This window comes from Candidatus Thiodiazotropha endoloripes (assembly GCF_001708965.1).
Classification (GTDB): Bacteria; Pseudomonadota; Gammaproteobacteria; order Chromatiales; family Chromatiaceae; genus Thiodiazotropha; species Thiodiazotropha endoloripes.
On record NZ_LVJW01000003.1, the window covers coordinates 812,589 to 838,158 of the forward strand.

General features: G+C 53.3%; 23 protein-coding genes and 1 tRNA gene. 11 read left to right on the forward strand and 13 right to left on the reverse strand.

The features are described 5' to 3' along the window. Positions 1–68: 68 nt before the first annotated feature. The 5 genes from A3193_RS03710 to rpsU form a co-directional block, all read right to left on the reverse strand. Positions 69–145 (reverse strand) — tRNA-Ile (locus A3193_RS03710). Positions 146–216: 71 nt separating this feature from the next. Continuing rightward, on the reverse strand, positions 217–2,067 hold the full coding sequence (gene rpoD / locus A3193_RS03715; protein WP_069004807.1) for an RNA polymerase sigma factor RpoD: 1,851 nt from the start codon (positions 2,065–2,067) through the stop codon (positions 217–219). Positions 2,068–2,170: 103 nt separating this feature from the next. Beyond that, entirely contained in the window at positions 2,171–3,928 is a 1,758-nt protein-coding gene (dnaG, locus tag A3193_RS03720; protein WP_069014114.1) for a DNA primase, read from the reverse strand. 78 nt (positions 3,929–4,006) lie between these two features. After that, the gene (locus A3193_RS03725; protein WP_069004809.1) at positions 4,007–4,450 is read right to left on the reverse strand and encodes a GatB/YqeY domain-containing protein; all 444 of its coding nucleotides are present in this window, start codon (positions 4,448–4,450) and stop codon (positions 4,007–4,009) included. A gap of 34 nt (positions 4,451–4,484) precedes the next feature. Beyond that, the gene (gene rpsU / locus A3193_RS03730) at positions 4,485–4,700 is read right to left on the reverse strand and encodes a 30S ribosomal protein S21 (RefSeq protein WP_068988292.1); all 216 of its coding nucleotides are present in this window, start codon (positions 4,698–4,700) and stop codon (positions 4,485–4,487) included. A 119-nt stretch (positions 4,701–4,819) separates the two neighbouring features. On the opposite strand from rpsU, the gene tsaD reads away from it, so the two are divergent. Continuing rightward, a complete protein-coding gene (gene tsaD / locus A3193_RS03735) occupies positions 4,820–5,863 on the forward strand; it encodes a tRNA (adenosine(37)-N6)-threonylcarbamoyltransferase complex transferase subunit TsaD (RefSeq protein ID WP_069014115.1) in 1,044 nt (347 codons plus the stop codon). Between the two features lie 268 nt (positions 5,864–6,131). On the opposite strand, the gene epmB is transcribed toward tsaD, so the two are convergent. After that, entirely contained in the window at positions 6,132–7,172 is a 1,041-nt protein-coding gene (epmB, locus tag A3193_RS03740; protein WP_083218282.1) for an EF-P beta-lysylation protein EpmB, read from the reverse strand. Between epmB and efp the strand changes: the two genes are divergently transcribed. From efp to A3193_RS03765, 5 genes are all read left to right on the forward strand, one after another. Next, complete coding sequence (efp, locus tag A3193_RS03745) at positions 7,171–7,743, forward strand: elongation factor P (RefSeq protein WP_069005288.1); 573 nt, start codon at positions 7,171–7,173, stop codon at positions 7,741–7,743. The two genes, epmB and efp, sit on opposite strands and share 2 nt — an antisense overlap. Positions 7,744–7,762: 19 nt before the next feature. Further along, the gene (gene epmA / locus A3193_RS03750) at positions 7,763–8,743 is read left to right on the forward strand and encodes an EF-P lysine aminoacylase EpmA (RefSeq protein WP_069014116.1); all 981 of its coding nucleotides are present in this window, start codon (positions 7,763–7,765) and stop codon (positions 8,741–8,743) included. Between the two features lie 315 nt (positions 8,744–9,058). Next, on the forward strand, positions 9,059–9,976 hold the full coding sequence (locus tag A3193_RS03755) for a lipase family protein (protein WP_069014117.1): 918 nt from the start codon (positions 9,059–9,061) through the stop codon (positions 9,974–9,976). Positions 9,977–10,183: 207 nt separating this feature from the next. After that, positions 10,184–10,900, forward strand: a complete 717-nt coding sequence (locus tag A3193_RS03760) for a hypothetical protein (protein WP_069014118.1) — start codon at positions 10,184–10,186, stop codon at positions 10,898–10,900. Between the two features lie 208 nt (positions 10,901–11,108). After that, the gene (locus tag A3193_RS03765; RefSeq protein WP_069004870.1) at positions 11,109–12,281 is read left to right on the forward strand and encodes a GGDEF domain-containing protein; all 1,173 of its coding nucleotides are present in this window, start codon (positions 11,109–11,111) and stop codon (positions 12,279–12,281) included. Between the two features lie 8 nt (positions 12,282–12,289). Here the strand turns inward: A3193_RS03765 and A3193_RS03770 are convergent, their stop codons facing one another. Continuing rightward, positions 12,290–13,459, reverse strand: a complete 1,170-nt coding sequence (locus tag A3193_RS03770) for a hypothetical protein (protein WP_069014119.1) — start codon at positions 13,457–13,459, stop codon at positions 12,290–12,292. A gap of 281 nt (positions 13,460–13,740) precedes the next feature. Here A3193_RS03770 and A3193_RS03775 point away from each other — a divergent pair, with 281 nt between their 5' ends. Both A3193_RS03775 and A3193_RS03780 read left to right on the forward strand, forming a co-directional pair. Continuing rightward, the gene (locus A3193_RS03775; protein WP_069004872.1) at positions 13,741–14,067 is read left to right on the forward strand and encodes an ArsR/SmtB family transcription factor; all 327 of its coding nucleotides are present in this window, start codon (positions 13,741–13,743) and stop codon (positions 14,065–14,067) included. A 15-nt stretch (positions 14,068–14,082) separates the two neighbouring features. Next, positions 14,083–14,952 carry an arsenite methyltransferase gene (locus A3193_RS03780; RefSeq protein WP_201258735.1) on the forward strand — a complete coding sequence of 290 codons (870 nt, stop codon included), beginning with the start codon at positions 14,083–14,085 and terminating at the stop codon, positions 14,950–14,952. 25 nt (positions 14,953–14,977) lie between these two features. On the opposite strand, the gene asd is transcribed toward A3193_RS03780, so the two are convergent. Genes asd through A3193_RS03800 form a run of 4 tightly spaced genes read right to left on the reverse strand, consistent with a single transcriptional unit; the run spans position 14,978 to position 18,480 of the window. After that, complete coding sequence (gene asd, locus A3193_RS03785) at positions 14,978–15,880, reverse strand: archaetidylserine decarboxylase (RefSeq protein WP_069014121.1); 903 nt, start codon at positions 15,878–15,880, stop codon at positions 14,978–14,980. Between the two features lie 7 nt (positions 15,881–15,887). Beyond that, positions 15,888–16,475, reverse strand: coding sequence for a hypothetical protein (locus tag A3193_RS03790; RefSeq protein WP_069004874.1), 588 nt, complete (start codon positions 16,473–16,475; stop codon positions 15,888–15,890). Next, positions 16,472–17,296, reverse strand: coding sequence for a sulfurtransferase (locus A3193_RS03795; RefSeq protein ID WP_069004875.1), 825 nt, complete (start codon positions 17,294–17,296; stop codon positions 16,472–16,474). Before A3193_RS03795 ends, A3193_RS03790 begins: the two co-directional genes overlap by 4 nt. Then, the gene (locus tag A3193_RS03800) at positions 17,293–18,480 is read right to left on the reverse strand and encodes a pyridoxal-phosphate-dependent aminotransferase family protein (RefSeq protein WP_069004876.1); all 1,188 of its coding nucleotides are present in this window, start codon (positions 18,478–18,480) and stop codon (positions 17,293–17,295) included. The genes A3193_RS03795 and A3193_RS03800 overlap by 4 nt, the downstream gene beginning before the upstream one ends. A 431-nt stretch (positions 18,481–18,911) precedes the next feature. Here A3193_RS03800 and A3193_RS03805 point away from each other — a divergent pair, with 431 nt between their 5' ends. The 3 genes from A3193_RS03805 (at position 18,912) to A3193_RS03815 (ending at position 23,507) form a co-directional block, all read left to right on the forward strand. Then, positions 18,912–20,174: a putative Ig domain-containing protein gene (locus A3193_RS03805; protein ID WP_069004877.1), complete on the forward strand. Its 1,263-nt coding sequence runs from the start codon at positions 18,912–18,914 to the stop codon at positions 20,172–20,174. Positions 20,175–20,519: 345 nt separating this feature from the next. Next, entirely contained in the window at positions 20,520–22,838 is a 2,319-nt protein-coding gene (locus tag A3193_RS03810) for an AAA family ATPase (RefSeq protein ID WP_069014122.1), read from the forward strand. A 195-nt stretch (positions 22,839–23,033) separates the two neighbouring features. Further along, positions 23,034–23,507 carry a VPLPA-CTERM sorting domain-containing protein gene (locus tag A3193_RS03815; RefSeq protein ID WP_069004879.1) on the forward strand — a complete coding sequence of 158 codons (474 nt, stop codon included), beginning with the start codon at positions 23,034–23,036 and terminating at the stop codon, positions 23,505–23,507. A gap of 60 nt (positions 23,508–23,567) precedes the next feature. Here A3193_RS03815 and A3193_RS03820 read toward each other — a convergent pair whose 3' ends face one another. Next, a complete protein-coding gene (locus tag A3193_RS03820; RefSeq protein WP_069014123.1) occupies positions 23,568–24,779 on the reverse strand; it encodes an ABC transporter permease in 1,212 nt (403 codons plus the stop codon). Next, a complete protein-coding gene (locus A3193_RS03825; RefSeq protein WP_083218284.1) occupies positions 24,779–25,552 on the reverse strand; it encodes an ABC transporter ATP-binding protein in 774 nt (257 codons plus the stop codon). Before A3193_RS03825 ends, A3193_RS03820 begins: the two co-directional genes overlap by 1 nt. Positions 25,553–25,570: the final 18 nt, after the last annotated feature.

Genomic DNA, 25,570 nt, shown 5'->3' on the forward strand with positions numbered 1-25,570 from the left:
AAAAGATGGATGATAGGCCTTATGTGGTGGCCAAAGAGAGGCTAATTTAGACTTAACCACTTGATTTTTGGTGGGCCCACTAGGACTCGAACCTAGGACCAAGGGATTATGAGTCCCCTGCTCTAACCAACTGAGCTATGGGCCCGAAAACGGCAGGATTCTAACAGATCACATCACCGCCGGTATAGCTGGTGATGACCTATCTCCAATCCAGGTTTAATCGTTGTCGAGGAAGCTGCGGAGTCTGTCGGAGCGGGAAGGGTGACGCAGTTTGCGCAACGCCTTGGCTTCGATCTGACGGATACGCTCACGGGTGACGTCGAACTGTTTGCCCACCTCTTCCAGGGTGTGGTCGGTATTCATGTCGATGCCGAAGCGCATGCGCAATACTTTCGCTTCGCGGCTGGTGAGACCGGCAAGCATGTTTTGGGTGGCTTCTCCCAGTCCCTCGGCGGTGGCCGATTCGATGGGGGATACCACACCGGAATCTTCGATGAAGTCGCCAAGATGGGAGTCTTCATCGTCACCGATGGGGGTCTCCATGGAGATCGGCTCTTTGGCGATCTTCAGTACCTTGCGGATCTTGTCTTCCGGCATCTCCATGCGTTCCGCCAGCTCTTCCGGAGTGGCTTCGCGGCCCATCTCCTGGATCATCTGGCGCGAAATACGGTTCAGCTTGTTGATCGTCTCGATCATGTGTACCGGAATACGGATAGTACGGGCCTGGTCCGCAATGGAGCGGGTGATGGCCTGACGGATCCACCAGGTGGCGTAGGTCGAGAATTTGTAGCCGCGACGATATTCGAACTTATCCACCGCCTTCATCAGGCCGATATTGCCTTCCTGGATCAGGTCGAGGAACTGCAGGCCCCGGTTGGTGTACTTCTTGGCGATCGAGATCACCAGTCGAAGGTTGGCTTCGACCATCTCTTTTTTAGCACGGCGGGCTTTCGCTTCACCGATCGACATCTTGCGATTGGTCTCTTTGACCTCACCGATGCTCAGCTGGCAATCGGCTTCGATGGCAACCAGACGCTTCTGGGTGCGCAGAATCTCTTCTTTGTGCTCTTGCAGGGCTTCCGCATAGGATTTGCCGCTGTTCAGCTGGTCTTCGATCCACTCCAGATTGGTCTCGTTGTCCGGGAAGGAGGCGATGAACTCTTTACGTGGCATGCGCGCCTTGTCCACGCAGAGATGCATGATAATGCGTTCCTGGTTACGGATGCGCTCGATGATGTCTCTCAGGGTGGCGACCAGGAGATTGAAGGTAGCGGGCACCAGTTTGAATTCGAGGAATGTCTCGGAGACGCTATCCACCGTTTTCTGGGTTTTGCTGTTGGCCCGGCCGTTCTTTTTCAGTGAGGTGCAGAGGGCGTTGTAGCGCTTGCGCAGCTCTTTGGCCTTGGCAGCGACTTCCTCCGGGTCCGGACCGGTATTCTCCGGTTCGTCATCTTCAGAGTCGTCGTCATCGTTGTTGTTTGCCTGGTTGTCCCCGTTGGCTTCCTCTTTCAGGGCCTGGGGCTGTACCGGGGTGGGGATCTCATCCGGTTCGTTGGGATCGATGAAACCACTGGTGATATCTGCCAGACGGGCCTCACCCTCTTCAACCTTTTCCAGCTGGGTGCAGAGCAGATCGACAGTGGGAGGGAAGGTGGCCAGGGCGGCGGAGACCTGATTCAGGCCCTCTTCAATACGTTTGGCGATACGCAGTTCGCCTTCACGGGTGAGCAGTTCCACGGTACCCATCTCACGCATATACATGCGTACCGGGTCGGTGGTGCGGCCAAATTCGCTGTCGACGCTGGCCAGGGCGGCTGCAGCAGCCTCTGCGGCATCCTCGTCGGTGGTGACAGCCGAGTCGCTCAGGGTGTTGTCTTCAAGGTCAGGTGCAGACTCATGGACAGTGATGCCCATGTCATTGATCATCCTAATGATATCCTCGATTTGTTCAGGCTCAACGATGCCTTCAGGAAGGTGATCATTAACTTCCGCGTAAGTAAGGAAACCCTGTTCTTTACCTTTTGCAATCAGTTGTTTTAATTGAGATTGCTGCTGTTCCTGGTTCATCTTCTACCTTGTTGTGAGACGAGGTTGGTTATGCCGAGACTGAACTCGCCATATTAGCACATTTTCATATTGTTGCACTAGCTACAGATTGGGATGCTCTGGTTTACGATTTGTTTTCATCCTGTTGTATCTTTCCCGGGTAACGCTGTTTTATCTCTTCAAGCTGCTGTTCAGACAATTCACTTGGGGGAATATTCCCCAATTGAGGGCGTTTCTGTTTATGAAACTGCTCATTCAATCTGTGAAGTGCATCACGAAACTCTGTGGCCTGATCCATCCCAGGCAGGTCAAATTGGTAGTTCGCCTGAGCCAGTTTGTTGAGATGGGCAAAGTAGTCTGTGTCCCGCCAGCGCTCGATCAGAGCTGCTTTACTAAGCGTAGGTTGAGTTCTAATAATTTCAAGTAGTTGCTTGAGAATTGTGATGCCCGGATTATCCCATTCCTGCCAGTCTGCGGAGACCTCATCGGCCACTTCATAGAGATGGGGGTGGTCGAGTAAAAGTGCAATAGCGGTGCGGATCGGAGTGGGTGCCTGAGGCTTATTTGGTGTCGGTTTGACCGCTTTCCGCTGGGGTGTGGTTGGGCTGTTGTCCAGATGCCCCGCTTTCAGGCCGACCAGCTCTTCAAGTCGCTCAAACATCATCTGCCGGAATACCCCTTTGGGCAGCTTCTCCAGGTGGGGTTTGGCCAGTTGGGCCAGTTTGGCGCGGCCGTCGATGCTCTCCATGTGTACCTGAGATGAAAGGTGTTGCAGGAGGAATTCGGAGAGAGGTGTGGATGCTTCGATACGCCGTAGGAAGGCCTCGCTGCCCTCTTTGCGTACCTGGGTATCCGGATCTTCGCCCTGGGGCAGAAACAGAAACCTGACTTCCCGGCCATCCCGCATCAGCGGCAGGCTGGTGTTGAGCGCCTTCCAGGCCGCATCACGGCCGGCCCGATCCCCATCGAAGCAGAAGATGACTTCCGGGCAGTTGCGGAAGATCAGCTCCAGGTGTTCGTGGGTGGTGGCGGTTCCCAGGGTTGCCACGGCATTGTGGATGTTGTGTTGCGCCAACGCCACCACATCCATATAGCCCTCGACCACCAGCAGGTTGCTGATCTCCCGGTTGGCCTGTCGGGCTTCGTATAGGCCGTAGAGTTCCCGGCCTTTATGAAACAGGGGGGTTTCCGGAGAGTTCAGGTATTTGGGCTTGTCGTCGCCCAGCACCCGGCCGCCAAAGCCGATGGTTCTGCCGCGTGGATCCCGGATCGGAAATATGATGCGGTTTCTGAAACGGTCGTACTGTTTTCCGTTGCTTTCACTCAGCAGGCCGCACTTGTTGAGCCTCTCCAGACTCGTTTTTTTATCGCTGCCCAATGTACTGGTCAGGTTGTCCCAGCCGGGTGGGGCGAAGCCGATCCCGTAGCTGGCGGCGATCTGGCCGCTCATGCCTCTCGATTTCAAATAGTCCACCGCAGCGGGGCTCTCCGCATGGTGTTTGAGCTGGTGCTGGTAGAAGCGAGCGGCATTTTCCATCAGCTCATAGAGTGGCCTTAAGTCGGGGCCCTGCTCATGTCCTCCCTCTCTGGGGACCTCCAGTCCGGCGGACTGGGCCAGCTCTTCAACCGCTTCGACAAATCCCAGGTTGTCATACTCCATGAGAAAGCCGATCGCCGAACCGTGGGCGCCACAACCGAAGCAGTGGTAGAACTGTTTACTGGGGCTGACGGTGAAGGAGGGGGTTTTTTCGTCGTGAAAAGGGCAGCAGGCCTGGAACTCCTTGCCGGCCTTCTTAAGTGGCACACGTCGGTTGATGACATCGACGATGTCAACCCGATTGAGCAACTGATCGATAAAGTGTGTGGGGATCTTGCCTGCCATAGTAGTCAGTCGGCCATTCCAGTGGAGGCCCTGACAGCAAGGATAACCGAATCTTGAGAGAACTGCCTCAGAGGGGTGTTATCCGGCCAGCTTTTGTTTGACCAGGCCGCTGACCTTGCCCATGTCAGCCCGCCCCTGCATCTCTGGCTTGAGCTTGCCCATCACCTTGCCCATATCCTGCATACCGGCCGCACCGACTTCCTGAATGGCGCTTTCGATCATGCTGGCGACCTCCTCGTCACTCAGACCGGCAGGGAGATAGTCTTCGATGATGGCGATTTCGCTTTTTTCCTGGTCTGCCAGCTCCTGACGACCGGCGGATTCGTACTGTTCCACCGAATCCCGGCGCTGTTTGATCATCTTGTCCAGGATGGCCAGAACCTGACTGTCGTCAAGTTCTGTCCGTTCGTCGACCTCACGTTGTTTGATTGCCGCAGTGATCAGCCTCAAGGTGCCTAAACGCTCCTTGTCCTTGGCTTTCATGGCCGCCTTGACATCATCTTGGATGCGCTGTTTCAACATGGAGGAGTCCGTGAGGGTCTGACTGGATCAGCGATCAGTACTGACGTTCGAACCGACGGCTCTCGCGAGAGACCTTTTTCAGGTTGCGCTTTACGGCAGCAGCAGCTTTGCGCTTACGTTCCCAGGTGGGCTTTTCATAGAACTCACGGCGACGGACTTCGGCAAGGATACCGGCCTTTTCGCAGGAGCGCTTGAAACGGCGCATGGCAACTTCAAATGGTTCGTTCTCTTTAACGTGTACGTTTGGCATCTATGCTGTATCCTCGCTACTTTTAGCTTCGCCGACAATCGAAAGGCGGGAATTCTACTCATTGCCACCCCAGTTTGCAAAGGTGTGGCGTAAAAAAATCGGTTTAAATCCACATCACTATGCGAATTCTAGGTATTGAGACCTCCTGTGACGAGACCGGGGTTGCTATATATGACCATGATCAGGGGTTGCTGGCGGAAGCCCTGCACAGTCAGATTGCGATTCATCAGGAGTATGGTGGGGTGGTTCCGGAACTGGCTTCCCGGGACCATGTGCGGAAGCTGCTGCCGTTGATCCGGCAGCTGTTCGCGGATGCGGATATCGGCCCGGAGAGCCTCGACGGAGTAGCATTTACCACAGGACCCGGCTTGGTCGGGGCGCTGATGGTCGGTGCTTCGGTGGGGCGCAGTCTGGCCTGGGCCTGGGGTGTTCCTGCCATCGGTGTACACCATATGGAGGGGCATCTGCTGGCGCCGATGCTGGAGGCAGAGCCTCCGGAGTTTCCCTTCATCGCCATGCTGGTCTCCGGGGGGCACACCCAGCTGGTGGAGGTGCAGGGTGTCGGCCACTACCATTTGATGGGGGATTCCCTGGACGATGCGGCCGGCGAGGCCTTCGATAAGACCGCTAAACTGCTGGATCTGCCCTATCCGGGTGGGCCGGAGCTCTCCAGACTGGCGACCCAGGGGAATCCTGAGCGTTATCGGTTTCCCCGCCCGATGACCGATCGTCCCGGTCTCGATTTCAGTTTCAGTGGTTTGAAGACCTTTGCCCTGAACACCTTACAGGATGCTGCCAAAACGGAGGGGGAGCCGGTACCAGAGCAGACCCGGGCCGATATCGCCCGTGCCTTCGAGGAGGCGGTGGTGGACACCTTGATGATCAAGTGCCGGCGTGCGGTACGCGAGACCGGCATCAAGCGCCTGATCATGGCGGGGGGGGTCAGTGCCAATCAACGTTTACGTGAACGGATTGGCGAGATGATGGCCAAGGAGGGTGGGGCAGCCTACTACCCCAGACTGAAGTTCTGCACCGACAATGGGGCGATGATCGCCTATGCGGGGTGCCAGCGGCTGATGGCCGGTGAGAATGACGGATTGAGCTTCTCGGTTACTCCGAGGTGGCCGATGGAGGAGCTTAACGGGTTGTCGCAGGCCGGATAGCTGCAAGGTTGAACTAGGTGATTGGAGTCACGGTTATCCTGTTATTTCTCAATTGATTCAGAAGTGACCTTAAAAGCCCCTCTCCCTTGATGGGAGAGGGGTTGGGGAGAGGGTGAAGCTCAGGTGATTGATGGAGCTGTCGGGTACTCCCCCTCTCCCCCGGCCCCTCTCCCGCGAGGGGAGCTACACTCTCTCCTGATTGGTAGTCTGATTATTCTTTCGTTCTTTTCTCAAATCTTTATCAGAATAAGTCAGCAGTGAATTGGGATTAAACCGGGGTTTTTGAAGCCTCCCCGGCAATCTCCCTGACCATCCTCGGTACCAGGTAGCCCGGCAGTTGTTGCAGCAACTGCCGTTTAAGTAGCTCGATCCGATCGGGCTCAACTTCGAAGTGGCCCGCTCCGGAGACCCGGTCGAGCAGATGCAGGTAGTAGGGCATGACACCGATCTCAAACAGTCTTTCACTCAGCCTGACCAGGGTCTCTGCATCGTCATTCACCCCCTTCAGCAGCACGGACTGGTTGAGCAGGGTGATTCCGGCGGCACGCATTTTCTCACACGCCTCTGCAAGTTCCGGTGAAATCTCATTGGGGTGGTTGGCATGCAGCACCATGACGCCCTGCAGTCGGTTGCTGCTCAGTAACTCAAGCAGCTCCGGGGTAATCCGCTGAGGCAGCACCACCGGCAGGCGGCTGTGCAGGCGCAGGCGCTTGAGTTGCGGCAACGCTTGCAGTTCGGCCAACATCTTCTCCAACCGCTGGTCATTGATCATCAGTGGGTCTCCACCGCTGAGAATCACCTCCTGGATCGTGGCTTGACGTCGGATGGTGTCGAGGATGCTTTGCCACTGTCCTGGGGTTGCGGTGCCATTCTGATAGGGATAGTGGCGCCGGAAGCAGTAGCGACAGTGCACCCCACAGGCGCCGGTGGTCAGGATCAGTACCCGACCCTGGTATTTGTGTAGCAGCCCTGGCTGCTGCTTCGCCTGCAGGTCCCCCACCGGATCGTCGATGAATCCTGGTGTATCGACCATCTCTTCACGGCAGGGCAGTACCTGGCGCAGTAGCGGGTCGTGCGGATCCCCTTTGGTCATCAGATTGGCGTAGTGTCGTGGCACCTTGAGGCTGAATTGACGCTGTGCGAGCTGGCGGTCGGCCAGGTTCTCCGGCTTGAGCTGCAGATGGCTGAGCAGGCCCTGAGGGTCTTTGAATGCCTCCGCCAGGGCCGTTTGCCAGGCAGGCAACTGCACACCGGCCCTCGTCTCAGGTATGATGTGCGCCGCAATTAAAATGTTTCGTGAGGATGACATGGCTAGCTATAGCACCAATGAGTTTAAGGGTGGTCTGAAAATCATGCTGGATGGCGACCCCTGCTCTATTATTGAAAACGAATTCGTCAAGCCTGGCAAAGGGCAGGCTTTCAACCGGGTCAAGATTCGCAATCTGAAGACCGGCCGGGTTCTGGAAAAGACCTTCAAATCGGGTGAATCCGTGGAAGGTGCCGATGTGCATGAGACCGACATGCAGTATCTCTATAACGATGGTGAGTTCTGGTACTTCATGGATCCGGAGAGCTTCGAGCAGGTGAGTGCAGACAGTGCTGCGGTGAGCGAAAGCGCCAAATGGCTCAAGGAGCAGGATCTCTGCATGGTGACCCTGTGGAATGGCACACCGCTCATCGTCGAGCCGCCGAAGTTCGTGGTGTTGAGTGTTTCAGACACCGACCCGGGTCTGAAAGGCGATACCTCAGGCAGTGGCGGCAAGCCGGCCACCCTGGAGACCGGTGCTGTGGTTCGGGTGCCGCTGTTCGTGCAGATTGGTGAGTCGATCAAGGTGGATACCCGCTCGGGTGAGTATGTCTCCCGAGCCAAGGATGATTAGGTCGATCTGATTTCCTGCCATGAGCCAATTGGATCAATGGCGACCCTCTGCCTCCCTTGGCATGATGCGTCGCCGGGCAAAATTGCTGCGGGAGATCAGAGAATTTTTCTGGCAGGCCGGGGTGCTCGAGGTCGAGACCCCGGTCTGTTCCCGTTTCGCCACCACCGATCCCGCCATCGACAGTTTCAAGACCCGATACACAGGTCCGCAAGCCGCGTACGGTCTTCCCCTCTACCTGCACACATCCCCTGAGTTTCCGATGAAACGTCTGCTGTGTGCCGACAGCGGGCCGATCTATCAGATCTGTAAGGTCTTTCGGGAAGGTGAACTGGGGGATCGACACAACCCGGAGTTCACGCTGCTGGAGTGGTATCGCCCCGGTTTTGACCATCATAAACTGATCGACGAGGTGGCTGAACTGGTCAACCTGCTCAGTGATGAAGTGCTTCCTGTTGAGAGGTTGAGCTATGCAGAAGCCTTCCAGCGAAGTCTGAAGGTGGATCCTCACAATGCTACCATCGAGCAGTTGAGAGCAGCGGCCATCGATCATCGTCTGCCCGGCATTGAGACGCTGGTATTGGACCGGGATGGTTGGCTCAATCTGTTGCTGAGTCATCTGATCGAACCTGGCCTGGGTCAGCAGAAGATGACTTTTCTCTATGACTATCCGGCCAGTCAGGCGGCGTTGGCAAAAGTCAGTGGCGATTCACCCGCAGTGGCCGAACGCTTTGAACTCTATATCTCGGGAATAGAGATTGCCAATGGCTTTCATGAGTTGGATGATTCTGCAGAGCAACAGCGTCGTTTTGAACAGGATAATAATCAGCGCATGGAGGAGGGACGGTCAAGCGTCCCCATGGATGAATGGTTGCTGCAGGCACTTGCACAAGGTCTGCCCCCCTGTGCCGGAGTGGCACTGGGTATCGATCGGTTGATGATGGTGCTGACAGAAAGTGACAACATCCGGGATGTGATCAGTTTCGATCTTGATCGGTCCTGAGTGCAATCTGTCAGCCCATTGACCCGGTTACCGGATAGTTCGCTTTCAGCCGTCGGGTAAATAAAAGCCGTGTGGATTGCAACCTGGTGCGCCTGTTTTATCGATTGATTCATCAACTCTACTCAATGAAACGGATGGGCTGCCGTTTAATATCCTGGTCGATTTATCGCGGATTGCCTGCTTTGTTTGTGCGATCCATATTTACGGAACTCCTGACTTCATTCACTCTCCGCATCCCAGTGAATGCCGGATTGATTGATTCATCAGAGGCGCTCCGTTTCTCAATTCGTAACAGGCAAACTGCAAGGTAATGCAATGGCTTCTGAAAATGACATCCGCAAGTTGAATGCCGAACGTATTGAACTTCTGATCGAATGCAGTATCCAGGCCTATAACGCTCTTTCAGAATCTCAGCGTGCCCAGTGTGCGGTGGACAAGGTAACTCCGCCAGGGGGCTTTGAGCTGATCGATTCCTGGAGTGGTGTGGATTCCCTGTTCGGGCGGGATAAGAGCGTTGAAACCTACGGTGTGGTGTTTCGTACCACATCCGCCCCCTGGCGCTATGTGTTTGCCTTCCGTGGTACCGACAGTATACTCGACATGCTCGATGACTGCGGGGTGGAACCACAAGCTTTTGTCCCCTTTGAATCGAATACTCCAGTGCCGGATCGGGTCCGGGTAGAGTCGGGTTTCAACGATATTTATAGAATCGGGAATGGATCTGACGCTTCAATGCAGACTCAGCTGTTTGCCTTGATTGATAAGTATCGGCACGCATCCAGGCCGCTCAGTAAGGTCTATATAACGGGGCATAGTCTGGGTGGTGCACTCTGTCAGCTGTTCACTCTGGACCTGGCCCTCTCCAGGCCTGACATCCGCACTGAGAATATCAACTTTGCATCGCCCCGGGTTGGCAACCAGGCGTTTGTCGACTTCTATGGTGCACAAACTCACCATCCAATCCTGCGCGTGGTGAATGTGCATGATGCTGTTCCCCATCTGCCGCCGACCGAGCTGGGTTTCAGACACCATCCTTCAGCCTATCTGGTCGCCTTTCACGCCACAGACATCCTCGGCAAAATGGATCTCAAGGTGGCTCACTCAAGTGACAACTACCAGGCGGTGATCAGCTGTGCCAGCAGCAGCGGTGCCGGTACCTGCAGCAACAAGCAGTTACAGGTCGCTGAAGATCTGACGATCAGCTCTGAGATACCGGCACTGGATGATCGTTGAGCGGAGCGGACTCCGGCTGAACCCGACATACTCAGTCGCCAAGATCATCAATCACGGCCCTGTATCAGGAATGTGATGGCAATAATTAATCAAAACCTTCCTAAACTATCAGCGAGTATGGCCGCAAAGCTGACATGGCTTGAGGCTCGGAGCGCCCGAATAAGGGAGTTTCACCACCGCCATTTTTGCAACCCAAAGGAGCTTGATATGGCGATAATGAAAGATGTGTTGGATGCAGCGGAAGAGGTTGCGGTTAAGTTGCATAAACAGCCGGAAAGTTACGATCCGGCAACACTCAAAACGTTGGATGAAGTGAGTCCGGCAATTACCTGCGGGTCTGTTCTGCTCTGCAGCGGAACGGCTGCTGAAAGCCGTTTGATTGAAGAGGTGGACCATACCGATTTCAGCCATTCGGCAATGATTGTCCGCTTTCATGATGATCCCCGGCTCTATCTGTGGACTGCCGACACGGTGGATAAGATGGATGATCAGATCGACAAGGAGTCAAACCCGGACCATCCCGGAACCCATCTGCTGGTGCTCAGAGACTATCTGGCCAATCTGGATAAATACTATCCATCCCCTGACGGCTCCAAATACCGTTTTGCCTTTGCCGGGTTGCAGGATGTGGAGATTGATGAAAAACAGCTCTGGACGGTGATGTATGAGTATGACGGTACCCCGTTTCCGCCGACCAAGCAGGAGTTCCTCCACTGGATAGAGGGCCAGGCGGATATCGACAGCGGCATGCTGAACTCATTCTGTGCCCAGATGGTCGCCAATACCTATCAGAAAATGGGCTGGCTCAAAACCGATCACCCACCCAATCACTATAATCCCGGTTCTTTTGCCAAGACCGTTTCAATCAATCGGGAACTGACCGGGGGGATAAGCCTTGATAGACCGATCTATTTCAAACTTTGATGGATGACAGGAGTGGATGGTTTGCGCTTGGATTAGAGAAATACCACCGGGACTGCACGCCTGGTGCTTCTGTTGGAGCCTGAAGGGTTCGTCTTAATTTCTGTTAATGTGGGTGCTTTTCAACTAAGATGCGATCAAGCGAGGGATGCGCTTTGTTGTTGAATTGCGTTTTATTTTTTAGTCGAGAGCAAACCTGATCTGACCTCGCATGACACTCGATATTCCATCCATCTATTTCGTCAGCATCGTCACCAATCTGTCGATGACACTCGCGGTGATGATCGTTGCGTTGCGCCAATCCATACCCGGATTGAAGCTGCTTGCATGGGGATTGGTGACCAATAGCGGCTACTATCTTGTACTGGGTGCGAAAGGGATCCTTCCCGATCTGTTGGCGATCGGTGTCGGCAACATGCTGGGGGCGCTGACCCTGACCCTGGTTTTGAAAGCGGTACTCAGCAGTCGGCGGGCACAGATGGAGCCGGCCCTCTACATCACACCGGTTGCTCTGATGCTGATCGTCAGTCTGATACTGATCGATGACAGGCACTCAAGACTGATCATCGCTTCATTCATTATCAGTTATCAGATTGCGCTGATCCTTTGGGCACTGATTAGGCCGGGCAATACCTTTGTCGGGCGGGGGCGGATGATCATGTCCCTCGCCTGTGTTGTCGGTATGGTGACCATGGCCTATCGGGGATTCTCTTTTCTGCTGGGCTGGCATGAGGTTACGCCGTTTCAATCCAGGGATGTTTTGACAACCCTGTTCTACATGATCAACTACCTGGGGATGTTCTTTCTCGCCTTCGGCTTTGTGTTGACAACCGTGGAGCAGGGGGCCGAGCAGAATCGCAGAATGGCGCTGATCGATCCACTGACCGGGATGTTCAATCGTCGCGCCCTGTTTGAGTCGATGGATAAGCTGTTCACCAAAGCTGAAGCGGAAGGCCAGCCGTTGAGTCTGATGATCATGGATGTCGACCTGTTCAAACAGGTTAATGATCGTTATGGACATCAGGCCGGTGATTTTGTCCTGAAGCGGGTTGCGAATACCATCAAGGGACGCCTGCGCCAGGAGGACATCGTCGGTCGTATTGGTGGTGAGGAGTTTCTCGCTGTGTTGCCCGATACACCCCCTGAGGGTGCATTACGGCTGGCGGAAGAGTTGCGACAGACCTTGGCGTCAGAGTCGGTGGTTTTCAAAGAGGAGAAGATTCAGGTGACCATCAGTGTCGGGCTCTACAGTTCGGTAAGCCTGGCGCCCTCCCAGACCCCGGATTCAGTCATCGCCTCTGCGGACAAGGCGCTCTACCTGGCCAAAACCAACGGTCGTAATCGGGTTGAGGTGAATAAGGTGATAACGGCGATTTCGGCCTGACTCAAACCTTACACCCCCATCTTGAAGTGTATGCTCCCGCCCCGCTCAATGTAGTTATGTTGTGGATGGTTGTATTGCTGATCCTCTCGTGTGGAGTGGTAGAAGGATAGGTCGGCGGTGATATTCTCGATCACCGGCAGGGAGAGCGAAATGGTCCATTTGTCTTCATCCCGCTTGTTGTTATAAGGGCCGAAACCACCAAGAATGGCGGCATACAGGGGATCGGCTATCCGTGCATTGGCCTTGTGGGTGGATTTGACATTCTCAACGGTCAGACTCCACTCCTCCCAGCTCAATCCGATGCTCAGTTGATTGCTCTCTTTCATTTCGGTCAGGTTTTCAGTTGCTGGAAGATAGGGGCGATTACCTTCACCATCGTGCCGTACAAAAGTCAGCTCGATATCGACTCCCTTCAGTCGTCCTGCCAGCTCGATACCTTTCAGCAGATCGTCACCCTCCAATGGATTGAATGAGCCCCGATAGGATCCACCGCCAAAGATCGGCGCGATCAACGTCAATCCATCAGCTTCCGGTGTCAGCAGAATGCCCAGAGCGACGTCGGTATGATCGAACTCAAAGCTGTTGGCGGGAAAGACCGGGGTGGTATAGACATTATCCTTGTTGCCGCTGAGATGTTTACCGTGGAGATATAAATGTCGGTATTTAACGGTCGTTTCTGTGGTGTTTTCAGCAAAGTCGATCAGACTGTCGTAGTCGATAAAAGAGGATTGATTCTGGAGTGTGTAGTCGTGGACGGCCCGTTGCCAGGATAGATCGACATCAAATTGATCGCTGTCGTAGGCAATCAGAGCACCAATGCCTTCAATACTGATATGTTTACCGCCAGGTTCGTCATCCGTTTTTCCAAGATAGTCACGCAAACCGATACCTGCTTTGAGGTTTCCTCCAAAACCCTGCCATTTTGCGCCGTAACGGCATTCCAGGTCATGGGCTGAGAAATCTTTCCACTCTGCGTTGCGGACATCGGAGATTCCGATGATGTTGTTGAATGAATCGATTCGGGTTTCACCTCGCAGCAGCCCCGGTTTGCATTGGAACAGTCCTGCCGGGGTGATCAGTGAGACGGAAGCACCCAATGTATTGAGCTGGTAATCGATATCCTGCCGGGTGTTGGCAAATACCCCAACAGTTGACCCTTCAGTGGCTTGAGCATCCATTGCGATAAGCAGCGTGAATAAAACGATAAATCTGGATTTGTTCAATGATATGGCCGGTAGGAGTGATTATGTGGGTATGGCTGATGCAACTGGAGATTTATGGACGTAATTAATTTAGAACTATCCTACTGCCGATCACAGTGTGAAGGAAAGTGATTCATATCAGGCAGAGTGATTTTTTTATAGTCACCAGTGACGTTGGTAGAAGAGCTGGAAATCTGAGTGCAATTTTTTTCTCAAGGCTATTGTCTATCCCGGACAACTGTTCTATAGTTCGAAATATGTCGAATAGTAAAATCGAAGATGATCAGCTAACAGAGATGTTCAAGGCGCTGGGCAACACCCACCGTTTAATGATATTCAAGCGATTGAGCAGTTGCTGTCAGCCAGGCACTCAGTGTGATCTGGAGCAGGCCATTGCCTACAGTGTGGGTGAGCTGGGTGAGGGGCTGGATATCGCGTCATCCACCCTGTCTCACCACCTGAAAGAGCTGCATCGATCAGGCTTGATTGAAATGGAACGCCAGGGAAAAAGGGTGGTCTGCTGGATTGCCCCTGAGACCTTGAACAGCCTCAGTAATTTTTTCAACGCTGACATCAAAAGCTGAATATCCGGAGGGATTATGACTGATAAAACGAATTGTTGTGATACGGATTGCTGCAGCACGGGTCCTCAGGTGGAAGTTGGTGAAGACAATCATCGTCAGCAGGTACGTTTAGCCTATGCCCAGGTGGCCATTGCCAACAACGAGGGTAGTGGATGCGGTGTGGAGTCGAGCTGCTGCGGTGTCTCAGACGATGCCGCGATCAATACACTGATCTCAACCCGACTGGGTTACAGCGAGTCGGATCTTCAGGTGGTACCCGAGGGTGCAGACATGGGATTGGGTTGTGGCAATCCTAAAGCCATCGCTGCACTGCAAGTGGGCGAAACGGTGGTCGATCTGGGTTCGGGCGGCGGTTTCGATTGCTTCCTGGCTGCCGCGGAAGTGGGTAGCGAAGGGGCGGTGATCGGTGTTGATATGACCCCGGACATGCTTTCAAAAGCGCGAGGGAATGCTGCAAAGGGCAACTACACCAATGTGGAGTTCCGGCTTGGAGAGATTGAAGCGTTACCGGTTGCTGACAATACGGCGGATGTGATCATCTCCAACTGTGTGATCAATCTGTCACCTGATAAGGCGCGGGTTTTCAGAGAGGCCTTCCGGGTATTGAAACCGGGTGGCCGTCTGGCCATTTCCGATGTGGTGGCGACCATCGAGCTGCCTGAAGAGATGCGCAACGATCCGCAGCTGATTGCCGGCTGCATGGGTAACGCGTCATTGATTGAAACCTTGCAGCAGTGGATCGATGAGGCAGGTTTTACCTCAATTCGAATTCAGCCGAAGGACGATTCGAAGGCGTTCATACGTGATTGGGCGCCGGGACGTGGTGTGGAGGACTATGTGGTCTCGGCAACCATCGAGGCGATCAAACCTGATGGGGCCGTTTGAGCCGGCTGGATTCAAGCCTGGATCATCAGGTCAATTCGGCGATGGCCCTGCCCATCTTGACCGGTGATCCCGGGGTAAAGGTTTCAGACCACTCCACCGCATCCTTGCCAAACAGCAGGATCACGGTGGAGCCCATGTTGAACCGTCCCATCTCTTCCCCTTTCTCCAGATCTACTGAATCAGGCTGCTGTTGCTGGTTGTAGTCCCAGCTGGAGACCCTGAGTCGGGTGGGGGTCACCGTACCGGCCCAAACGGTTTCAATACTGGATACGAAGATCGCGCCGACCAGAATCATGGCCATCGGACCCGCTTCGGTATCGAACAGGCAGATGACCCGTTCGTTGCGGGCAAACAGCCGCGGCACTTTCCGACAGGTGGTCTCATTGACACTGAACAGCCGTCCGGGGACATGGACCATTTTGCGCAGTTTTCCAGCCAATGGCATATGCAAGCGGTGGTAGTCCCTGGGCGAAAGATAGATGGTGGCGAAATGGCCCTCCTCGAACAGGCTGGTCATCTCCTGATCACCGCCAAGCAGTTCAAACAGGGCGTAGTCGTGTCCCTTGGCTTGAAACAGATAGCCCGACTCGATATCACCGGCCTGACTCAGGGTGCCGTCAGCCGGAGAGGCAATCTCATGCGCCAGCTGTGTCACCGGGCGGGCATCCGGACGCAGCGCCCGGGTAAAGAAGTCGTTGAAGCTGCGATAGCGGCTGGGATCGCTCTCCATGGCTTCCTGCAGATTCACATTGTACCAGTCCACGATGCTGCGGATGATCATATCCTTGACCGGCTTCAACTCGACCCGGGTCAGCTTATGCATCAGAGCGGATAGAAAGTGGTGGGGCAGCAGATACTGAAGCGCGACGAACAGCCCTTCCAGCAGCTTTTGTGGAAACTCTTTTCGCGACGGTTCAGTTTGATTCATGGTTCGACTACGGGTTTGAATGGATCAGCTTGACTAAATCCCTGGCGATAGTAGCGGCATCTACCGCATCGGTAAATAGGGCATGCAGATTTCCTTGCGGACCAATCAGGTAGAGAGTCGGTTGTCCGGTTTCCTCGGTGACCGCAAAACTGAGAAAAGTCTCTTCTGTCTGTTCGACGCTACCCTGCAAACCAAACAGGTTGCCACTCAGGTAGGAGGTTGAGCTCTCCAGGCTGGCAGTACTGAATTTCGGCAAATAGAGAAAATGGGTCTGTTTCTGCAGCTCAGGGTGGGATGCCAGACGGTTGTGCACCTTCATCAGTCTGTAGAGGGCGGGGGCTGGCTGGGCCTGACCGGTTGGGTCGAGCATCAACAGGCTCCAATGGCCGATCAGACGCTGCTGATCATAGTCCGCACCTGTATGATCCTGCAGCTTGAATGTCGGGGCAGGGGTGGGCGGTACGATACTGACACCCTGGATATCCGGTATATTGCGATCTTTCTGGGTGAAGCCGGCATAGTAGGCCAGACCGAAGGTCAGCAGGGCCAGGGTCAGGATAACGAAACGGCGTTGCCGGGTGGAGGGACGTCTCATGGCATGGCTTTCGGGGTGTCGTCCCGGTTTCCCCAATCTGACCAGGAGCCCGGATAGCCTTTGCAGTTCTCAAACTCAAGATAGCGCAGCACCAGCCAGGTCAGGGAGGAGCGGTGGTGGGTCTGGCAGTAGGTGATCACCTCTTTGTCCCGGGTGATGCCCAGCCTGGCCAGCATCTCCTCCAGCTCGGCCTTTGGTTTCAGACGCAGATTGTGCTGCCGGTCCATCACCTCGAGCCAATCCAGATGAACAGCACCGGGAATATGGCCTGGAAACTGGGAGAATCTGGAGAGGCCGCGAAACTCATTGCGGCTGCGGGCGTCCCAGAGTGCCAGTTGCGGGGAATCGAGCCGGCTGAGAATGTAGGCTCTGCTGGCGACAGCGCTCTCATCCGCCGTCGCCTGAAAGCTGGCAGACGGAACAGAACTCATCTCCCGGCTGCAGGGATAGCCTTCATTGGCCCAGGCGTGCAGGCCTCCATCCAGCAGCGAGTAGCGCCGATGTCCCATGGCGTGCAGTGTCCAGAGCAGACGCGAGGCGTTGCCACCGCCTTCGTCATCGTAGGCGATAACATGGGTTTCATTACCAATGCCATGATCGGCAAACACCTGCTGTAACTGCTCAGGTTCAGGTAGCAGTCCATGGGTTGGGTGGTCAGAGGCGGTGATTGCTGCATAAGCGAGATGTACCGAACCCGGGATATGCAGCTCCCGGTAGGTACTCGCTTTACAGAGATCCACCAGGAGCAGGTTGGGTGCCTGCTCACTCAGGTGGTTTTGCAGATCGTCCGCCTGGACGAGCAGCGGTAGCTGAAGGCTCAACTTTCTGCGGAGAGGGACTTCTGCACGGCAGCCAGTGCGACACCACGATTGATTGGTGCCTCCATCTCGCTCAATACCGCTTCCAGGGCACTGACGCAGAGCAGGATATTCTCGGCTCTGGCGCTATGACCCATCAGTCCGATACGCCAGACCTTACCGGCCAGCGCGCCAAGGCCGGCGCCGATTTCGAGATTGTACTCGTTCAGCAGGCGACTGCGCACCGTGGCGTCATCCACACCTTCCGGAATGGAGACTGCATTCAGCTGGGGCAGGCGGTGCGCCTCATCAACGATGAAACTGAGTCCCATCGCTTCCAGTCCGGCTTTCAGGGCGTTGTGCATCTTGCGGTGGCGTGCCCAGGCATTCTCCAGCCCTTCGTCCTGCAGTATGCAGAGAGCTTCATGCAGGCCATACAGTCCGTTCACCGGTGCGGTATGGTGGTAGGCGCGCTTCTGGCCGCCTCCCCAGTAACCCATCACCAGGTTCAGATCGAGGAACCAGCTTTGTACCTTGGAGCTGCGGTTTCTGACTTTATCCAGGGCCCGCTCACTAAAGCTGATGGGGGAAATGCCTGGCGCGCAGGAGAGACACTTTTGTGTGCCGGAGTAGATACTGTCGATTCCCCACTCATCCACTTTCAGTTCGCTGCCGCCCAGAGAGGTGACTGTATCCACGATGGTCAGACAGTCGTGACGATGGGCCAGCTCGACCAGCTCTTTGGCATCGGATCTGGCGCCGGTAGAGGTCTCGGCGTGGACAAAAGCCAGCACTTTTGCATCACTGTTGGATTGCAGGGCGGCTTCAACCTTTTCCAGGTCGACAGCTTTGCCCCACTCATCTTCCACCATGATCGGGGTGCCGCCACAGCGCTCCACATTCTCCTTCATGCGTCCGCCGAATACGCCATTCTGGCAGACGATGACTTTGTCACCAGGCTCCACCAGATTGACAAAACAGGTCTCCATACCGGCTGAGCCAGGTGCGGAAACCGGCATAGTCAGTGCGTTTTCAGTTTGAAAAGCGTACTGAAGCAGGGACTTGGTCTGTTCCATCATATCGACGAAGACAGGATCCAGATGGCCAATGGTTGGGCGTGCCAGGGCTTGCAGAATCCTCGGGTGAACGTCTGAAGGGCCTGGACCCATCAGGGTGCGGACAGGTGGATTAAAGCTAGGAGTAGTCATGAAGAACTGCCTTATTGTTGAAATGTGATATCAAAGTCGTTGTTTTCGGTTGCTGAGTATAAGTGGCGAGCCGATTCATCATCAAGCACCTACAGCCGGACGGGCTATAAGGTATTGGTGATTCGGTTGATCAAACCAGTGACCCAAAGGCGCTGCAGGAGGGGTTGTGCGATGGGTGACAGTCGTTTAATTCCGACTAAATCAGTCGACTAATTTCTCACCCTATGGGCCTAACAAAACCCTGCGGTGAGCTTTGTTTAATTAAAATTAGGAGCCTTGTATCTACATGAATTTGCAGTGTTTTTAAGCACTGAAAATCAGTTTTCAATAATGAGACGAATGTCGTTCAGTTATGTGATCCAGTTCCTCAGGCTAGGCCAGTTCTTGCCGTACTCTATTGGCATATTGAGAGTGTCATTGAGGCCACATAAATGAAATCATTACAGATCATAACATCAGCTTTCGCGCTAAGTTTCATTCTTAGTGCATGTGGTGGAAGTGGTGATCCAGAATCAAACGAAACTGCAAATAATTCCGAGCAGGAGACCATCGTATCCAATGATGGAGAAACCTCCCAAACACCTGCTGACGGAGATAACGGCGATAGTGGCCAGCAAGAGAATACCGAAACTCAGAATCCAGTCATCGTGCCACCCGCACCCGTTGTAGAGTCAAACCCAACACCTCCGGCTGAAACTGTAAACCCAAGCCAGCCTTCGGATCCGGTTCAGACCACACCTGTCGTGGATGAGGCACCTGCCGATCCTGCACCAGAAGAGAATGCTGGTACAACCGATCCTGTTGAAGAACCGGTTGCCGACAACACCGATCCTGCACCTGAAGAGCCAGCAGCACCTGCCGCGAATACCGGTGCAGCCCGCCTGAATTCAGCAACCGTCTCCGGCGACCGGGTGATTCTCTCCTGGAGCAACGATTTTGACGCACCTGAAGGCGGCTTCGATGTAGTCATCGACTCCACAGATACCGGCGCTGACCGCACTCACGCCCTGACAGCGACCATCAGTGGTCTCGATCTGACCACCCAGCACTGCTTTCTGATTGAGTCCCGCTACACCGATAGCGCAGAGTTTCTACTCTCCAATCAGGTCTGTAGTGAAGCGCAGGCTGCGGCAAATGAAGCGCCGACCATCAGTGGCACGCCAGCAGCATCAGTTGATGCCGGTGTGGCCTACAGTTTTACTCCGGCGGCAGATGATGCGGATAACGACAGTTTGACCTTCTCCGTTTCCAATCTGCCTGCATGGGCCAACTTCAATAGTTCAAATGGCAGACTGAGCGGTACACCATCCGCCCAGGACGTGGGCGATTACAACAACATCCGGATTACCGTCAGTGACGGCACCGACAGCGCAAATCTGGCCTCGTTCAACATTCGCGTCAACAGTGTACAGGTAGCCGCAACCACCGGTTCCATGTCACTTAACTGGACAGCACCGACAACCAGGACTGATGGCTCCTCACTGAACCTTTCAGACATCAATGGTTATCAGATCTTTATCGGAACAACACCATCCAATCTGCAGATGCATGTCGATCTGAGCCAGGGTGATCTTTCCAGTTACACCATTGATAATATGGATCTTGGTAACTACTACGTCGCTATCACCGCCTATGATCGCAGCGGTAACTCAAGCGATTTGTCAAACATAGTTCAGAAGAGCGTAGTCAACTAATCGAGAATAAGTGTTAATCAGCCATTCGGCTAAATAACAGTTATCTGGATCGCGTAATCCTGAGGATTGATGGTCAACATCAATCCTCAGGATTTTTCTTTTTTGGAAAGTTTAAACGGCTTAGGGATAGTCAAATCATTATTTAAACGCTGAAATGTGAAGTTCACAGGCCATCCCCGGTTTGTGAATATTTATCAGGGGTAGTGGAAATAGGGTAATTTCAATCACATTCTCACCGGTCGCCATTGGCAGAGAGCTTCCTTGCGGTTCGATTATGTGTTTTGATGCCCCATAGTAATCAGAGGGATTTCTGAATGACGGACCATGATAGGGATAGCGGCGGCTATGTATGAGTCGTTTTTTGGATTCAAGGACACACCATTTCGCCTGAGTGCGGACGAAAAATTTCGCTACGCCCACAAGAACTATCTCCGGGCATCCGCCTATCTGGCATATGCGCTGCAGCAGAGCGAAGGCTTTGTGATGATCACCGGGCAACCCGGATCGGGTAAAACGACTCTGGTCAGAGACGTAATATCTGAAATCGATAACTCTAAATTCAACGCACTCAATCTGGTAACCAGTCAGCTCCAGGCGGAAGAGCTATTGAGAAAGGTTGCGCTTGAGTACGGTTTGCCTGCCGAGACTTATAACAAGGCAACTCTGCTGACCAGTATCAGCAAACATCTTTCTGACCTATATGATCGTGGACAACGCTCAATTCTTTTCCTGGATGAGGCCCAGAATCTGTCGATGAATGGCCTTGAAGAGTTGCGGTTGCTTTCGAATCTGCAAAAGGGAAACTGCTCACTGCTGCAAATTGTGTTGATCGGTCATGATGAGTTAAGGGAACTGGTCCTTAACCCAAAAATGGAACACATACAGCAGCGTCTCATTGCTACCTGCCAGATGAAACCCATGTCGGCTGAGCAGAGTCGTGAATACATTATCCACCGGTTGAACATTGTCGGCTGGCAACAGGACCCAAAACTGGATGATGAAGTCTATGGTTTAATCCATCAGGCCGCACAGGGTGTACCAAGAAAGATTAACCATCTGATGAGTCGACTGCTGCTCTTTGCCTCTCTGGAAGAGAAGCATCTATTAACGGATGAAGATGTGCTGGTGATCCTCGAAGAGCTGGTGGAAGAGCAACGCATTACCTTGGCTGAGAATGCATCCTTCACAGACTTTGCCGAACGATATCGAACTGAGAAACAACAGCATTCGATAGATCAGCAGGCTGCCATGCAAAAGGCGGTTGTACACGACATATTTGAAAACCGTCCTCTGCAGGAACAGTACTTCACTGAAGAAGATACCGAGAAGCGCCAGGCGTTGATCGCCAGTACAAATCAGATCACTGCCAATCTGCTTTCAGCCATTGACGATGCCGGACAGAGTATTGAAGAAGCCTGGGATCTTCCGGACTCCGATTGGGGATCCTGGGAGAGTGACCTGACTGTAAAAAGACCGTTGCAATCACCAAACCTGGAGTTGAGCCAGGTCTCGTTGTTTGAAAACAGTGCGATCGAGGATCGCGCTGATGATGAGATTGCAACGGATATCGAACTGTCTGTTAAGTTTCCGAGTGCGGATGAGATATGGAATAGCGATTTGGATAGTAACGCTCTGGATAGTTTGATTTCGGAGCAGCATAAGCAACACAACATCAGCGATTCTCAGGTTGAGCAGACAGCAAAACATCAAGATTCAAAACTGATGGATGATGAACATCGCTGGGGCGGTGTATGGTGGATGTCGAGTGGTAGAAGTGAGAGTTCATCAGCCACAACCAGGAGTCCGGTTGAGCAAAACAGTAAAGCTGTCGTTCAAACGTCTCTACCCTCGGATAGGGTGGTCAACAGAATCAATGTTGATGAGAATCTGAGTATGCCCTCGATGTGGGTCGACTCTTGTCCGGATGTGGCGATGGCAGGTGTCGCCACGCAACCGTTTGCCAAACCAGCTCAAGGTAAATTGGGCCGATTCATCTTCCGCTTGGTATCGTGGTTGGGCATCATACTGTTGATGGCCTTGTTCTATGGTCTGTTTGCCAAGCAGATCAATCAATCCTTCAGTAATCTGCAGGGGCGGATAACCGACATGGGGGCTGAGAATCAGCAGGCACCCAAGGTATTGGAAAGTGAGACGATGATTGGGTCGCAACCGGATGATTCGAATCAACAGACGATACAAGCACTAACTGAAGAGAGCGGTGGGGTGGGCACACAGCAACTGTTCGATGAGCCTTCAAGTCTTCGGCCGAGTGACATCAGTCACTATCCGCAGGATCTCTCTGGTGAAGTTTCTGAAAAAATAGAATTGGCGACACGCTATGCTGTCTTCTTTGAGTTTAACAAAGCCTCCATACCGACTGAATACATCGCATTATTAAAAGCAGTTCAATATAAGATGCTGACTGAAGAGGCGACCTTTCTCAGGATTATCGGATATGCGGATACCCAGGGCGACAGGCAATATAACTATCAGCTCTCGTTAAAACGGGCCGATGAGGTTAAACAGCATTTTATCAAACGTGGCATCTCCGGCAGTCGCCTTCATGTGGCCGCTGTGGGAACAGCTGAGGATGAGATTAAGGTTCTGACACTGAGTGAGTCTGCCAAACGAAGACGGGTTGAGATGATACTGTTTCCGAATTGAGCCCGCCATGCACATTAAATATTGTTCAAATATCGCCAGTTGCTGAGGACTATTTGATAATTTGTAACTCACTTTGCAAAAGCTCAAGGTATAGGATTTTACTTATTGTTTAGATCCGATATAAATGATAGCGTCATATGGTAGGTGCATTGGAAGAATTGCATCTATATCAACAATCATTTAAGGATGAAGATAATGAAGAAGTTACTTATACGTTCAATTGCCTTGGTTGCCTTTCTGGCATTTTCAACGGTAGGTGCTCAGGCGGCGTCGTATGATGCAGGTGTCTTTTCCGGTCATGGAGATAGCTATGGAACTCCTCAGCCAAATGGAAATTTTCTTGATTCCTACAGTCTGACTGTGGACACAGCATTACTTGATATTACGATTGCCGGTACTCATGAAGGTATGTTTGGCGATGACCTTTTGCTAACCAACATCACCACCAATGAGCAGTACCACCTGGGTACTACATTCTCCGAAACTCTGAGTCTTGGTGCCGGAGACTACATCTTTACCATTTCCGGTTTTGCTCTGAATGCAATCGATACCAAAATAAGCTCGGATTATGATCTGACCATGAGTGCAGTACCGCTTCCAGCTGCTGCCTGGTTGTTTGGTTCTGCTCTCCTCGGCTTCGTCTCATACAGCAGACGCCGTAAAGTATAAGAAATTCCGAAATACATAGCATTTCGGCAAGGCCATGGAGGGTCTTCCTCCATGGCTTCTTTATATCTCCCTGAGACCCTCCGATGGCTCTATGTGGGCTGCCTTGTATCCAGCCAGGGATGCGGCAAAGATGGAGGATCCCAGGGTTAGTAAAAGGGCTATTGCTAAATGTTCCGGCAGCAGATGGCAAACTTTTTCACTGTTGTTGAGTTGAGAGGCGAACATCTGATTGATCGTGATGCTGACACCAAAATAGATCAGGCTGGCACAGAGCCAGCCGAGTATGGCAGTGAAACTTGATTGTAAAACCGGAAACCAGACGATCTCTGCAGTACGGAAACCAACCAACCGCAAGACACTCAACTCTTTTCGTTTGCGATCCACATTGGCCCATAGGCTGGCTCCCAGGGAGAGGGAGAATCCTACCAGACCGATAATTGCTATCAACCAAAATACCAGGCTCAAATTACGGTCCATATTACGTACGATCTCAATATCCGCTGCACGGGTTCTGACCTCGATGCCGATTTTATCCAGTGCATCACTGATCCGGCCCACATTGTAGATAGAGTCTGTGTAGAGACGAAAACTCGGGTAGTTACGGTTGCCTGGGTCAACCTGATTACCTTGCCAGCCGAATTCGGCGACAGCCCGTCCATCTCTGAAATCCTCTGCACTTTCGACCAGGCCGATCGGGGCAAAAGCGCCGTCTCTGGCGAAGCTGGCAGTCGATGCAATATCCACGACTTTGAGCTTCAGGTGAACCCGTTCACTGCGCCCTTTAAAACGCCGCGCCAGGCTGCCAGTGATCTCGTCACCGACATTTACATTCAGCTTTTTTGCCGCGTTACTGGAGAGAACCAGTTCGGTGGCAGAGGCTGGGATTTGTTTGTTTTTCAGTAAAGGATCACCGCTGCCTGTCGGGATCATCTCAACCGAAATGATGCGTTTCGCAGTTTCACTTTTCAGATCGATGGTGGCGGCAATGGCTCTTGTTCTCGGGACGATAAACAGAACTTCCGGTCGCTCATTCAGCTGCTCGATCCAGGCTTGGTCATAACGCCCACTGCCGATGGGTCGGATCTCCCGATTACGGGGGTCCTCGATCAGGTTGTTGAGCATACTGCCGACAATGCCGAATTTAAGCGCGAACAGAATCAGCATCGGTCCGAGCACGGCCGCAAGTGACAGAATGAAGAAACCGGACATCTGCCACTCGTTGCGGTAGTCCTTGCCGGCCAGCCAGATAATATCTTTGAGTCGATGTCGCATCAGCCGCTCACCACGGTTTCTGTCATGGATCCATCCTCTTTGCGCTCCGTATGGTGTTCCAGGTGTCGCAGCCCCAGTCGGTTGATGTGACGCCAGGCATGACTGGCCAGGATGACAGTGATATGTAACTCATCCACCAGCTCAATGAACAACGACATGATCCGTTCAGCGGCTATGGGATCAAGTGAGGCTGTCGGTTCATCAGCGATTACGATGGAGGGTCGATGTGCCAGTGCTCGACCGATGGCGACCCGCTGGCGTTCGCCGACAGAGAGTTTGTGGGGTAGCTTATCCAGGTGCTGCCTGATTCCCAGGTCCTTGGTCAGCTCCTCAACCAGACCATCGTCACTCATATCGAGTAATCGACGGGACAGGTTGATATTCTCCCGTACCGTGAGATAGGGCAACAGACCGCCGGTCTGCATCACATAACCGATACGCTGACGACGCAGATCACCCAACTGGTTCAGACGTCTTTTATGCCACATGTTGGTGATATCCACCGGCTCTGCACCCTGTTCGGGGCGAAAGCGGAATGAGCCGATCTCGGTTGGACGCAGTACCATCGACAACATGTCGAGCAGGGTGCTTTTGCCACAGCCGCTTTCACCGATCAGAGCAATCTTCTCTCCCAGTGCAATCTGCAAGCTGGGTACACGAAGACGAAAGGCGGTCCCTTCGGCCTCACGGGTTTTGATTACATCACGCAGATGGTAGATAAGGACGCGATCACCTGTCAGGCTCGCTCCTGCTTGAGCTTCAGGATTTACCATTTCTATTCGTGCTAACAG